The organism is Paenibacillus sp. 22594 (assembly GCF_052044425.1).
Taxonomy (GTDB): Bacteria; Bacillota; Bacilli; order Paenibacillales; family Paenibacillaceae; genus Paenibacillus_AQ.
In genome coordinates this window covers 106,030-118,882 of the sequence record NZ_JBQENA010000001.1, presented here as the reverse complement: position 1 = coordinate 118,882, position 12,853 = coordinate 106,030, and the positions used below count along the sequence as shown (strand labels likewise).

Genomic DNA, 12,853 nt, shown 5'->3' with positions numbered 1-12,853 from the left:
CACTAGACGAGCTGCGCAAAGGTCTTGAAATTCTGCGCAGCCACCTATAACCCGATAACCTCATCGAGAAGGATCGGCGAACGAAGCTCTTGGATCACTCGTCGCGGACGGCGAAACGGGAACCGCAGCATCCCGATCGGGACCGGAAGAAGCGGCGTCCGCTTGTTCACCGCGTGTCGTATTCCGCTCGTCTGCTGCCGCCGGATACCCTCCCTCTCGCCAGCGCATCCAGTCGATCCCGATCCATAAACGGAGCCAACGCGGCCAAGCCTTTGAAATCCGAAGATCGAATCGCTCCGCCGACCAGCTCGGACACGACCTCAGATTCCAAAAATGGCGCAAGTGCAACCAATTCCGATAACGCCACCGTGTCGAAAGCCCGCAGCGCGCATTCCCCGAGTACGTCTTTGCTGATAAAATACGCAACCACAACCAGCTCGCTCAACCCGCTCGGCTGCTCGGTGCGGCCGAATACGGCGTCTGCTTGCTTGGACGGCAGCAGCGGTGCCAGCTCACGAAATTCCTCCGCCGATACTTCGCCCGGTCGCAGTGTCTCTTCAACCAGCCCCGCAACAATTTCCGTACCAGTTCCGCCCCGCGTCCACCGCTCAAAATGTCGTCGATACTCACGCCGAAGCTGTCCGCCAATAAAGGAAGCTTCGAAATATCCGGTATCGCTCCTCTCCGTTCCAAACTGCTTACCGCCTGATAACAGATCCCCAGCCGGTCCGCCAGCTCCACCTGGGCCTTTCCGCTTTCCTTGCGCAATGGATCGAAAAAAGCTCGGAACGACGGGTTTTTCAGACTTTTCCTCAACCTGATTACCCCATCGTTCCGCGCTTTAGCAGCGAAGAATTTCCGCAAAAAATCGAATTGCAATCTTTCCAACTCAAAGCCATACCGCTACTTCATACTCAGTTCCTTTTTCTCTACCGCCTTCTCCACGAGTGCCGCAAAAGCTTCGGCTCCTGCAGAAGTCAGATGCACGCCGTCCTCCGAGAAATAATCGTTATGTCCCGCGCTTGCGCCGTACCAATCGATTAGTGAAACATTGTCGTAACGTTCGGCAGCTTCGTTCAGAGAACGGTTCACAATACGCTTCCAGGAGCGCGGCACTCTCACCGTAACGAGATAGACCTGCTCCTTTCTTTGCAGGCTGTCCAGCACTTCATTCAGCTTTTTCGAATTGAAAGAGCCGTTTGTCCCCAGCTCGATCACGACGCGCCCCCCGAGCTTTTGCTGACTCTCTAATTGCGACAGCAGATTGGGCGCTTCCCACATTTGCCGTCCGATTTTGCCGTCCACGTAGACTTGCGCAATGTTGTCTTCCAGATATGGCTTGGCATCGAGAATTACCGAATCGCCGATGACCGTGTATGCCACCTTACCCGGAGTTGCGGCCGGCTGCTGGTTCCGCGTTTCTTTCGAAGGCGCCGGAGCCGAACTATTCGTTTTCTGTTGAGCAGGCAGGGTGCTATTGACTGAAGCTCCTAGTCTGCTTATCAAAGCAGGCTTGGTTCCCTGCTCCGCGTTCTTCACCGTTTCCTTGGAAGGTGCTGCCGCTTGCTCTTGCGGAGCAGGATCTGCCACGACACCTTGGGTCGCAGGCTCCGGCGCATCGACCAGTCGAACCAGGGCAAGCACAATCAGCGCCGCACTCATAAGCGTGAGTGTTCGGGAGAGCACGACGCGACCCGGACGGCGTCTGCCGCGTTTCCACAGAACGGACGCGATGGCGCGGAACCCATGCTGGCGGACCGGATCTTCGATAACTTTTAACGACAAAGCCGCCAACACGAATATAGCCAGCAGTTGAAGCGCGATTCGAAGCGGATTGAGTACTCCCGTGTCCACGCTCGGCGTCGTCAATACAATGACCGGATAATGCCACAGATATAACCCGTACGAATGCCGTCCAATCCAACGCAAGGGCGAGATCCCGAACACGCGAGCCAGCAGAGACGCAGGATGCGACAATGCAGCGACAAGCAGGGCGGCAGCCAATGCTTGCACCGCCATACCTCCCGTGTACAGCGCTGAATCATACTCACTTCCTGTCAGCATTGCATACATCAGGAAAGCCAGAGCCGCAGCCCCGATCAACTCAATTATAATACGTGCGCCAAGACTGATCGTGGAAGACAGCATCCGGCTTGGCCAGACGACTGCCAGCGCAGCCCCTGCCAGCAGTGCGAAGGCACGCGTATCAGTTCCGTAATAAACGCGGCTTGGATCGAGATCCGGATTGTATAACAACGCCATCATTTCCGCAGATAGCAGCATAAGCCCGATAACGAATACCAGCAGTGGCCCCTTTTTCTGCATCAATGGAATGAACAGCAGCAAAAGCAGCGGCCAAACGATATAAAACTGCTCCTCCACCGCGAGCGACCAGAAATGTCCTAAAGGCGACTGCGGCCCGAAACTTTCAAAGTACGAAACCTTATGAAAAATGTACCACCAATTGCTTATGTATAACGCCCCTGCGCCAATGTCTCCGCGAAGCTCGGACAATCGGCTCGGATCAGCGAATAACAGCCAAATCATAATGGCAGCCATGACGGCAAACATGCCCGGGAGCAGCCTTCTTGCCCGTCGGATATAGAAATCTTTCAGGTTGATGGAGCCCGTATTATGCCATTGAAAGAGTAAGATATCGGTAATCAAATACCCCGATAACACAAAAAATAGCCCGACCCCGAACAATCCCCCCGGCATAAAACCGAGGTCGAGGTGATAGGCGATGACCGCGAGTACCGCGACGGCCCGAAGGCCATCCAATCCGTTCATATGCCGTCGACCGCTTTCGGCCTTCAGCTTCCCGGCCTTGCCGGGTCCTTGAATATTCGGGGAATATAACGTCGCCTGACTCCTTTCATCATTCGTCTTGCCTGAAGTATTTTGCATTCCTGCTGCACCTTTCATATCCTGTTTATTTACACCGTTAGAATTATACGCCTGCTGGAGACGTTCAAAGAAAATAAAAGATGACAAAACGGAGTGAAAATTGTAACTTGCTTGTTCGCGTCAAAACGATACGTTCTATTGTACGCCTAAGCTTCGAGCAAGCTCAAGCAGCGCATAACTTTTTCCGATACTCGTATTCCAAAAAGACTTCAAAACGCCTATACCCTTCATTCGAATTCCGTCATTCAGCCTCGAACGAACGGTTCGATCTGCGAGCCCTTCGGAACTTTGCCGTTCTGAAGCTGGCGCAGCGTATAGCCGAAGTCCATCTGAAAATGCGGATAATCTGGAAATCGTCCCCAGTCTTCGCCCCAATCAAAGTCTAACGTCATCGCCAGCTCTACGACCTCCATCCAATCTGAGCGCCCGTTGCCGTTACGATCCACTTCCATATCCCAGATAACGCCACCTTATCTGTCACGCGGCGCAAAATCGATCGCCAAACCGTAATTGTGATAAGACTGGCCGCCCCCGGCATTGGTGGAGATACTCCCCCAATCTTCACGCCCCTGCCGAAACAACCGATCCTGCTCATCGCTGCTGCGGAAATCCGACGTAATCACAATCTTGATGCCCGGCCAGCCGCTTGTGCAACCAAAGTATTCGTTTTGGCCTGCACCTCTGGGTGGGTGCCGATGATTCGGCCTTCTTCTTCTCGCGGAACGTCCGGCACATAGCCGAAGTAGGCCAGTCCTTTCCAGGCAGCGACCAGAAGGATCAACAAAAAGACAACAGAAACGAAGGTCGTCTTCCCACTTTTCTTTTTGTATGCCGACTTACGAACCCTCGACCGTGGTGCTGCCCCTGACATGGATGTGCCCCTTCCTTTTTCCGGACTTGTTCATCTTGAATTTATAACACTCGGGCAGGATATTGGACAAGTCGCACCAGAACTTGACACCTGACTTTTGCATAAAAAAACGCCTGTCGAGCTCCGCATGCAGCATCGGAGAATCGAGAGGCATTTTTTCATCGTTCTTTTTATTTACTAGGGCGTGTTTTAAAACTCGATTCAATCCAATTATTTCAATAAAATCATTATCGAAGCCAAATAAACGAAGTTCAAGAAATGTCGAGAAAGCTTCTCGTAACGCGTTGCGATTCCACAAAATTGCTTCAGTTGATTTAAGAAGCTTTCAAGGACATGACGCCCTTTATACCGATGAAAATCACAATCCCAAGGTTGGGACGCATATTGGTTTTCAGCGGAATACAAAAGGTAGCTTGCTGCGATTCAATAAAGCTCCGGTTACTTACATCCTCATCATAGTCCGAAGCGTTCTGCGTTCCTGTGACCAAGGTCGTATTATAGTGGCGGCCCATAAGAAATACGGGTTTTGTGAAGAAGTAATAAGAGAAACACTTACCAGTTCTTATTTTTCATTTCCTGATCCCAGTCTCATACTGTATTCTTTGTATTCCACTAGAGAACCTCTTCAATCGTTGAACATTATTTATATTAAAAAACGGCTGCCTCTAAAGGCAACCGCGTAGTTGAATTATTTACGAACGGAGACAATGAACTTCTCCAGCGAGCTAGTATCGGTGATACTCTGGTTACAAGCATGGCCGTCCATACATACGTATTGGCCAATGGAAGAATATTGATCGGGCAAAGCACCCGCAGGCTTCGTCTTGACCGTTATGAACGCAAGCTCTTGATGCCGGTTGCAGAACATACAATACCCTTTTTTGTGTGTCGGCGTAATTCTTCCCTCGATGCCGATGAACTGGCCTTCGAATGGATAGACAATGTATAATTTGTTCGTGGCTATGTCTACCCAGCTCAGATACGTGACATATCTAAAGTCGATGGATTGCAGATCAGGTACCTTCAACTTCTTATTCTTTGGGAAAAGTTTCTGAATCTGCTTCAGTGTAATCGGTGGAAATGGCTCCAGAAAGGGTTCTAATGCAATAAGATAACTCTGAAATTCATGTGCTGTTTCCAAGCTCGATACTTGCTCCAGCAGGTGTTCCCGCTCTGTTGTCAGAGAAGAAAATGCTTCTATAATATTCACTGCTGTACGATATCTTACTGTTTTCAAGACGCTCTGATCCGCGACGGATCGCAGTGTTTTCTGAAGAAATTCGGCTTGTTTCTTAATGACATTATATTGATGGTTTCTAATAAATGGTGTATTCATAGCTCTTCAGCCCCTTATTTTTGTTGAAAAAACATAAGGTGCAAAGCCGTTATTAGAAACGATAAAGTCAAGTATGGGCGATCGGATCGTTCTCTTCTCTCGCCCTCACGCAAAGTATCGCCCCTGGATTAGGCTTTGCATGAGGACTTCCTAGCTAATGAGCAATTCGGTTTTGCCATCAGTACAACCCCCTATCAGATGAACACGTTTCTGCAAGAAAGATAAGGAACCTTTACAGCGTGAAGCTAATAAATTCTTATCTTTCGAAAAAAGTATAGCAGGGAATTCAGAAAGGCGCAATTCATCAGCCTTCATCTACTGCATTCCGGATATCATAATCACTGATATCTATTTCCATTTCCCTTTCAAGAGCCATCCTGGCCAACTGCCTTCCTAGATAAGGGCCCATGGTTAAACCCGAAGCTCCGAGGCCATTTGCTGTAAGCAAACCTTCCCAGCCGGGTATACTCCCCATAACAGGAAGAAAACCGGGCGTAAAGGGGCGAAAACCGACTCTCGTCTCCAGAAATGTGCTGTGTGCTAAACCAGGTGCAAGATCGATCCCCTTATTCAGAATTTCCTGGATTCCGCCAGCAGTTATCCTGCTATCGTACCCTTCTATATCATTTTCGTGTGTCGATCCTATAACAATCCTTTGTGGTCCCATTGAAAGCAAATACTGATCATTTGGCGGAATAACTACTGGCCAGGCATCTGTGTCTTGACGGTCCGGAACCTCTAAGTGAACGATTTGCGCTTTTTGAAAATGGACTTTAAAATCAATGCCTAAAGGCTGTAGCAATAGATTGGCCCATGCACCCGCACATACAAGGATGAGATCTGCCGAAAAGTGTTGAGCTCCGACATTTACTCCGGTTACATGGTTTGCAAGATGTTCAAGCCTGGCCTCCCCACTGACTAAGACAGCCCCATTTTGCTGCGCTGACCGGATGAGGGCGTCGCGAAGTGCACGACCATCTACCCGGGCGGCACCGCTGATATGAATGGAGGAATAACCTTCTGCCAGCAAAGGAAAACGATCATGGGTCTGTGTTTCATTTAGCCGAGTAATATCTCCGATTTCCGGTGCATCCGCTTTGCGTAATTTTGCCCGCTCCTCCATCTGATTGATTTTCATCATGTCATGATGAACACTAAGTGCACCTATCTGAGCATAGCCGGTTTCTGTCTCCCCTTCGTCCCGAAGCTGTCCAATCAACTCAGGGTAATAACGGGCACCTGCTTTGGCGAGACGATACCAAGCCTGATTACGCCGCTGCGACAGCCAAGGACAGATAATGCCGGCAGCAGCATCGGTGGCTTGCCCTTTATCTTTACGGTCAACGACTAGGACATCTGCCCCCATTTTGGCTAAGTGATAGGCGGTAGATGCCCCAAGAATTCCTGAACCGATTACGATGACTTTCTTCATAAGTCCCTTTTCTTCCCTTCCTAAAGCAAGCTCAGAGCTCTATGATCTTCGTAGCGACATTGCCGCAGAACTCCCGGTCATGCTCCACAAGAATTATGGTCGGAGTGTATTCCAGCAGCAGCTCTTCTATTTGCATCCGAGAAATAACGTCAACAAAGTTCAGCGGCTCATCCCAAATATGCAGGTGAACGTGCTCACTTAGACTTTTGGCGATCAGCACCTTCTTCTTCTGGCCGCCGCTGAAAGTGGAAATATCCTTCTCAAATTGCACTCTGGAGAAATCAAGTTTTCTCAGGATGGATTTGAACAGGCTCTCGTCTATCCCATTGTCGCGGGCGTAATCCGTAAGATTGCCGTGTAAATGCGAGGTGTCTTGGGACACGTAGGAGATTTTGAGCTGACTGTCCTTAGTGAAGCTGCCTGTGTACTGTATATCCTCGCCGCAAATCAGTTTCAGGATACTGGATTTGCCGGAACCGTTCTTACCCGAAAGCACGAGGCGATCTCCTTGCTCAACCGTGAAATTCACATCGGAACAGACCTGTTTCTCACCATAAAAAATGGAGATCTGTTCAAGCTCTGCAAGGGTGTTTTTATGATAAGGAAGCTGTGCAATCTCCAGGGTTTCCGAGCTTTCAATGTTTTTCAGCAGCTTTGATTTTTGGTCAATCGCCGATTGTTGTCTCTGCTCAATGGATTTTGAACGTTTCATCATTTTGGCAGCCTTATGGCCAATGTATCCCTTATCTACCTTGGAGCCGGAGTTTCGGGTCCCGTTTTTAGTCTTTTCCACTTCGTGTGACCAGTTCCCTGTTCTTTTGGATGAATCCGCAAGGCGGTTAATATCTCTTCTCAGCTTCTCATTTTGTGCCAGCTCAAAGTTATCCAACCGCCTTTTATTCTCCCACCAGCTCGAAAAATTCCCTTTCTGAATTTCAATGTTGGTTTTGTTGATAGACAGAATATGATCTACACAGTTATCCAGAAAGGCTCTGTCATGAGAGACCAGAATGTAACCGCTTTTGGTATTCAGATAATCACTGACCCATGTTCTTGCTTGCATGTCCAGATGATTAGTAGGTTCATCGATGAGCAGAAAGCTGTTTTCCTTAATAAACAATGCGGCCAGCAGCACCTTCGTCTGCTCTCCGTTCGACAGTGAAGCAAAGGGCCGATAAAGAACGTCTTCATCTACCTTCAGCAAAGAAAGCTCACGCATCAACTGCCAGTGAATATAATCCGGAAAGATTTCGCTAATGACATCCAGGGTCATATTTTCCTTGTTCGGCACAGGATATGGGAAGTATTCAAATGTTACATTAGCAGAAATGGTTCCACTGTATTCATGTTTACCGAGCAGCAGCTGAAGAAAGGTGGTCTTCCCTCTGCCGTTCCTCCCCGTAAATCCCAGCTTCCAATCGGTGTCGATCTGAAAATTCACGTTTTCAAATATGTTATCGTAGCTGCCCTCATAGGCAAACGTCAGGTTGGTAACATTAATTAATGACATTTAGTGATCCTCCTGTATAAAAAATAAAAGCCGCAAGAAAGTTAATTTCTTGCAGCTCAAATAGATACAGAAAATCAAGCCCCGGGGGACTGATTAAGGATCTACCGTTTGAGTGAAAGGAAATGTAACTTTCTTGCTTAATAAGAAATAAAACATGCGATATCGACCGCATTCCAATAGCTGAACATGAAGTCCAGTCTTATAGTGGTTTTATTCTCCTATCGATCAGCAAGAAAATCCTACATTATCCTCTTCAGCTCCGTTCATTAATTTACAGGCATCTTATCATAATCATTTCTGATTTTCAACTCTCCAATAACGGGTAAGAATAGACAGATGAGAGGGAAATGTGTTTATAGGAGGCTGCGATATGTTGAAACTATTCGAGTATAACTGGCAGGTTCGCAAAGATTGGTTGGACTGGTGCGGTACGGTGAACAAGGAAGAATTATTGAAAAAACGCACTGGCGGCTTAGGATACATCCTTCCTACGCTTTATCACATTGTGGCAGTTGAATATGGCTGGATATGCGTTGGAATACAAGAAAAAGCGATTGAGATCCCTCCGTTCGAGGAGGTGGTCAGCTTACAGCAAATAAAGGATTTTTCCGTCCGTTGCCATGTGGAAATCGCTCCATTTGTCTATGAGTGGAATGATGGTCTGGAAGAACGCATTGTGATTGATATCACGGATGAAGGTGAACGGGAAGCCCATAAATACGGCGAAGTGATGCGGCACGTGATAGCCCATGAGATTCACCATATCGGCCAATTGTCTATATGGTCACGAGAAATCGGAAAGAATCCGGTTAAGGCTAACTTGATTGGCAGAGGGTTATTCGATATTTAAAATTCCACCTACATAGAAAAAGAACAGCAAAAAGACCCACTCCAGGCGGGCCTTCAGTAAAGCGGTAAGTGGAATGCTCTTGAAAAAAGCGTGCTGCTCATTAATGGTTACAATCCTTGATTAAGCTCAATTAAGGTACCGGCAGGATCACGAAGGTAGGCAACGCGGTGGCCCCATTCCGGCGTGTCGTGAGGTTTTTTTACAAATTCAACATGCTTGCTGCGCAATTGATCGTATACGGAATCAACATTATCCACCTTGAAAATAAGAGCTGCCCGGTCATGTATGCTGAAATCCTTGTGTTCCCGCAAGACCTGGGGTGGTTCATTGCCCATCAGGGGCTCTAATGCCAGATTGATGTTTCCTGTTTGAAACTCCGCATAAGGAGTCTCTTCGTTACCGTGAAGGACTTTCAGACCGATAATGTCCCGGTAAAATGTAAAACATTCACATACATCCGGTACCAGCAGACGAAAATGTGAAAGATTCAAGCGAATCCCTCCTGTCTAAGATTTGGATTTGTATGCGTCTTATCGTAACATGTAGCTCATTACATGATTTCTTATGAATTGCGGTTATTCAGATTAATCTGTGACTGAGCTCGTCTGTCGTCTGATGCTGTAAAATCTCATCGCCGCAGGAATACCTTTGATTTCAAGGATACCATCATTGATAAGCTGTCTTATACGATATTCGAAATATGAATCACCGATATGTTGATCACAATAGCCAAGAACCTCGCCTACCAGGCGGGCAGATTTCACAAAGCCTTGATCTTCCTTAGGCGGTCTCAGAGAATCCAGTTTCTCCAGAAGATAATTGTCGTAGTAATCAGCTGCCACTTCAACGACTCCACTGTCCTCCCAAATGCGCAGCACCCCGTTTTTTTCGGCAATTTGTATCCACTGATCCTGCATATGATTGACCGCTGAACTGTCTAAAAGCCCGTTGCTGTCCATACGCAGAAATGCTTCACGTAGCTTATCCGCCGGAATCTCCCCGGAGCTTCGATAAATGATCGAAGCTCCTGGGGTATTGAACAACCCTTCACAAATTTCACAAGCATCATATAAGGAAATCCGATGAACTGTACCACGTAGTAAATAAAGTGCATGTCTTATCCCTGTTTGTTCGCGTACACTGCGGCTTATCCATAACACAATCACCGCTTGTTGCGGAATGCGCTTCAGCATTCCCAGCAGCTCAGCATATTCGTCTTCATATTCAGCTACGGTATACCTCTCAAGCCCGTGTGAAATATGCTCACGAAACCATTTTTCTCTTGATAGCCTTCCTTCCGGTGAATCCAGCCCGCCAAGCGGCCCGATCGCGTAATTATCCCGTAATATAATCAGCTTATGCAAGTCAGACCACCCGAGATTTTTCAGTGCTTGTTTCATACTACCTGCAAAAGAATCGCCAACCACGACATGAACATGAGTACAGTCCGGCCCAGGGTCCCAATAATCAACTTTTCCCAGCTGGCCCATTAGCTCGTCATACATGCATTACGCACCTCATTTGTCGGTTTGATAAAAAAACTATCTGTCAATACTTTACCGCTTCTGCCGCCTCCGGGTCAAAGTCCGCCACAATCAGCATATCCATATGCCTTGCATTCCGTAACAAATAATGGACGAAGCTTTCTTTGAATAAGCTGCGCCACAGCGGCCTGCGTGAGTGTCCAATAATCAGCTGGGTGGTCCTTACTTCATTCATTCTGTTGAGCAGCTGCTGATGCACGACAGCACTGCTGCCCGCCAGAGCCACTTCCATTTTCCCGCCCAGCCGTTCCGTCAAATGCCGCAGTGACTCCAGCCGTTTTTGTTCTTCGGGGGTATGGTGCCCTCCGCAGTGAACATAGTGTACATACCATTCTGCCTTGAGCCGGTGGGCAATACGGAAGCCGCGGCGGATTAGGCGCTCTGCACGCGGGCCGAGATCGACACAGACAAAGATGACCTCACGACGGCTCCATGGGCCCCGCAGGGATGGCTCCCGGTCCCATGCCTCCAGCCGTTCATCGACATCGTCAGCAATTTCACGAAGAGCCAGCTCGCGCAGAGCAATCAGATTCCCAATCTTAAAAAAAGACTCCAAGGCCTGGTTCACCTTCTCCGTTGCGTAAATTTTCCCTTCGCGCATCCGCTCCTGCAGCATTTGTGGCGTAACGTCAATAAGTTCAACCTCACCGGCCATTTTCAAAACCGCATCAGGGACCGTTTCCCTGACACGAACGCCCGTCAGCTGTGCCACTGCGTCATTTAGGCTCTCAAGATGCTGAACATTCACGGTTGTGATTACGGAAATGCCGTTATCGAGCAGCCGCATCACATCCTCATAGCGTTTTTTGGTCACACTTCCGGGGACATTGGTATGTGCCAATTCATCCACCAACACAACCTCCGGGTGACGGGCAATAATGCTGTCTGTGTCCATCTCTTCCAGTTGTGAGGACTGATACTGAATGCGGGCCCGCGGAATCATGGTCAATCGCCCGATTTGCCGTTGGGTCTCCTTCCTTCCATGTGTCTCCAGCAGACCTATGACTACATCAATCCCTTTGGTCAGCAGCAGATTCCCCTCTTGCAGCATTTTATAGGTTTTCCCAACACCGGGCGCCGCACCAATATAGACCTTGAACGTTCCACGGTGAATCCGCTCAATCTTCTGTTCCATCTCCTGGCTGGTCAATCGGTGAAAAGGTTCCTCCTTCCCTTTGGAGCTCGGTTTGATCGGCAATATCCGTTCCCCTTCCTGCTCTGCTCTGTCAGCCATCAGGAATACATCGATGTTCCGTGACTTCCGAAGGACCCGGTTGGCGATGGAGCCCTGCCACTTTTCCTGCCAGCGGCTTTTTTTGGAGTGTCCCATGACGATTCGGGTGACGTTATTCTGGATGGCATAACGCACCAATATTGCTGGAAGCAGACGCAGGCTTGGGAGGGACAGTTCTTCGAAACGGGCATCGACCCGCTCTACCAGCTTGGTGATCGCGCGTTTGAAGCTCTGCTGATCCTTCGTCAGCTGGCGTTTCATAAGCACGAAGGTCACCACCATGAGCTCACCGTTCAGCCGCTTGGCGATTTGCTGTCCTCTTCTGACATACAGCGAACCGTTCCAATGATATTGCGTGGAGACGAGAATCCGTTCACTGGCGCCGGAAGGGCCGATCAGCCCTTGCTCCTCCCGGTGTCTTTCCAGCGAATCATTGACTCCCTCGGCGACCAGACGGAGTGAGAGCTCACGGAGGACGCCGAGATTTCCGCGCCGGGTCAGGGCCGGAGGCGTCTCGCCGCCAAGAACCCCTTCTTCAATACGCTTTAATATGGTTTCAGGAGACACATCGATCAGGCGCACCTCATCCGCAAGCTCCAGCGTGTTGAGCGGAACCGTTTCCTCCGCGCAGATGCCCGTCTTCTGCTGAATAATTTCGGACATCCCAGCCAGCTCATACACGTTAATGGTTGTAATCACACTAATGCCGTGATCCATTAAATAACGGATATCGTCGAGCCGTGTCTCGAAACGGGCTCCTTCCCGGTTGCGGTGGGCCAAGCTGTCCACCAGAAGGACCTCAGGATTGCGCTGAAGCAGAATATCGACAGGAAGATCCTTCTGTTCCTTACCGTCCTTGATCCAGTGAAGGCTGGGGACGCGCTCCAGATTCACCAGTTGCTGAACAGTCTCCGCCCGTTGCATCGTCGAGACAGCACTGATCACCACATCGATCCCTTGCTGCTGCAAAAGCTTGCCTTCCTCCAGCATGTGATAGGTCTTGCCAGAACCGCTGACGGAACCGATGATGATCTTGAGACGGCCCCGGCGCAGGCGGTAAATGGAATACAGAATTTCTTCCGGAGTTTTACGTTTGTACGGGGACATCCGGTTGGCCTCCTTATAGGAATATAAATTACCCTGTCCGTGTGGAACACGAACAGGGTAAG

The 12,853-nt window shown here is 49.0% G+C and carries 13 protein-coding genes; 1 reads left to right on the top strand and 12 read right to left on the bottom strand.

Annotated features, from left to right (window positions below; translation table 11 throughout):
• Positions 1-166 precede the first annotated feature (166 nt).
• The 9 genes from ACTJKB_RS00515 to ACTJKB_RS00475 all read right to left on the bottom strand — a co-directional run bounded on the left by ACTJKB_RS00515 (position 167) and on the right by ACTJKB_RS00475 (position 8,056).
• Positions 167-430 (bottom strand): hypothetical protein, encoded by a 264-nt coding sequence (locus tag ACTJKB_RS00515; protein ID WP_440831320.1) that lies wholly within the window; start codon positions 428-430, stop codon positions 167-169.
• A gap of 11 nt (positions 431-441) precedes the next feature.
• Complete coding sequence (locus ACTJKB_RS00510; protein WP_440831319.1) at positions 442-768, bottom strand: helix-turn-helix transcriptional regulator; 327 nt, start codon at positions 766-768, stop codon at positions 442-444.
• Between the two features lie 135 nt (positions 769-903).
• Positions 904-2,907: an acyltransferase family protein gene (locus tag ACTJKB_RS00505; RefSeq protein WP_440831318.1), complete on the bottom strand. Its 2,004-nt coding sequence runs from the start codon at positions 2,905-2,907 to the stop codon at positions 904-906.
• A gap of 245 nt (positions 2,908-3,152) precedes the next feature.
• Complete coding sequence (locus ACTJKB_RS00500) at positions 3,153-3,359, bottom strand: M15 family metallopeptidase (protein WP_440831317.1); 207 nt, start codon at positions 3,357-3,359, stop codon at positions 3,153-3,155.
• A gap of 18 nt (positions 3,360-3,377) precedes the next feature.
• Positions 3,378-3,530, bottom strand: a complete 153-nt coding sequence (locus tag ACTJKB_RS00495) for a M15 family metallopeptidase (protein ID WP_440831316.1) — start codon at positions 3,528-3,530, stop codon at positions 3,378-3,380.
• Positions 3,527-3,778 carry a hypothetical protein gene (locus ACTJKB_RS00490; RefSeq protein ID WP_440831315.1) on the bottom strand — a complete coding sequence of 84 codons (252 nt, stop codon included), beginning with the start codon at positions 3,776-3,778 and terminating at the stop codon, positions 3,527-3,529. Before ACTJKB_RS00490 ends, ACTJKB_RS00495 begins: the two co-directional genes overlap by 4 nt.
• Positions 3,779-4,466: 688 nt before the next feature.
• Complete coding sequence (locus tag ACTJKB_RS00485) at positions 4,467-5,114, bottom strand: FusB/FusC family EF-G-binding protein (RefSeq protein WP_440831314.1); 648 nt, start codon at positions 5,112-5,114, stop codon at positions 4,467-4,469.
• Positions 5,115-5,418: 304 nt separating this feature from the next.
• Positions 5,419-6,546: an NAD(P)/FAD-dependent oxidoreductase gene (locus tag ACTJKB_RS00480; RefSeq protein WP_440831313.1), complete on the bottom strand. Its 1,128-nt coding sequence runs from the start codon at positions 6,544-6,546 to the stop codon at positions 5,419-5,421.
• Positions 6,547-6,577: 31 nt separating this feature from the next.
• A complete protein-coding gene (locus tag ACTJKB_RS00475) occupies positions 6,578-8,056 on the bottom strand; it encodes an Lsa family ABC-F type ribosomal protection protein (RefSeq protein WP_440831312.1) in 1,479 nt (492 codons plus the stop codon).
• 370 nt (positions 8,057-8,426) lie between these two features.
• On the opposite strand from ACTJKB_RS00475, the gene ACTJKB_RS00470 reads away from it, so the two are divergent.
• Complete coding sequence (locus tag ACTJKB_RS00470) at positions 8,427-8,906, top strand: DinB family protein (RefSeq protein ID WP_440831311.1); 480 nt, start codon at positions 8,427-8,429, stop codon at positions 8,904-8,906.
• A gap of 107 nt (positions 8,907-9,013) precedes the next feature.
• Here the strand turns inward: ACTJKB_RS00470 and ACTJKB_RS00465 are convergent, their stop codons facing one another.
• The 3 genes from ACTJKB_RS00465 to ACTJKB_RS00455 all read right to left on the bottom strand — a co-directional run bounded on the left by ACTJKB_RS00465 (position 9,014) and on the right by ACTJKB_RS00455 (position 12,791).
• On the bottom strand, positions 9,014-9,397 hold the full coding sequence (locus tag ACTJKB_RS00465; protein WP_440831310.1) for a VOC family protein: 384 nt from the start codon (positions 9,395-9,397) through the stop codon (positions 9,014-9,016).
• A 93-nt stretch (positions 9,398-9,490) separates the two neighbouring features.
• On the bottom strand, positions 9,491-10,411 hold the full coding sequence (locus ACTJKB_RS00460; RefSeq protein WP_440831309.1) for a DUF1835 domain-containing protein: 921 nt from the start codon (positions 10,409-10,411) through the stop codon (positions 9,491-9,493).
• Positions 10,412-10,454: 43 nt separating this feature from the next.
• The gene (locus ACTJKB_RS00455; RefSeq protein WP_440831308.1) at positions 10,455-12,791 is read right to left on the bottom strand and encodes a histidine kinase; all 2,337 of its coding nucleotides are present in this window, start codon (positions 12,789-12,791) and stop codon (positions 10,455-10,457) included.
• Positions 12,792-12,853 lie beyond the last annotated feature (62 nt).

Bases quoted from the DNA above. Each gene is read 5' to 3' on its own strand.
- ACTJKB_RS00480 (WP_440831313.1), bottom strand. From the start codon at position 6,546: ATGAAGAAAGTCATCGTAATCGGTTCAGGAATTCTTGGGGCATCTACC.
- ACTJKB_RS00470 (WP_440831311.1), top strand. From the start codon at position 8,427: ATGTTGAAACTATTCGAGTATAACTGGCAGGTTCGCAAAGATTGGTTG.
- ACTJKB_RS00475 (WP_440831312.1), bottom strand. From the start codon at position 8,056: ATGTCATTAATTAATGTTACCAACCTGACGTTTGCCTATGAGGGCAGC.
- ACTJKB_RS00460 (WP_440831309.1), bottom strand. From the start codon at position 10,411: ATGTATGACGAGCTAATGGGCCAGCTGGGAAAAGTTGATTATTGGGAC.
- ACTJKB_RS00505 (WP_440831318.1), bottom strand. From the start codon at position 2,907: ATGCAAAATACTTCAGGCAAGACGAATGATGAAAGGAGTCAGGCGACG.
- ACTJKB_RS00455 (WP_440831308.1), bottom strand. From the start codon at position 12,791: ATGTCCCCGTACAAACGTAAAACTCCGGAAGAAATTCTGTATTCCATT.
- ACTJKB_RS00500 (WP_440831317.1), bottom strand. From the start codon at position 3,359: ATGGAAGTGGATCGTAACGGCAACGGGCGCTCAGATTGGATGGAGGTC.
- ACTJKB_RS00485 (WP_440831314.1), bottom strand. From the start codon at position 5,114: ATGAATACACCATTTATTAGAAACCATCAATATAATGTCATTAAGAAA.
- ACTJKB_RS00490 (WP_440831315.1), bottom strand. From the start codon at position 3,778: ATGTCAGGGGCAGCACCACGGTCGAGGGTTCGTAAGTCGGCATACAAA.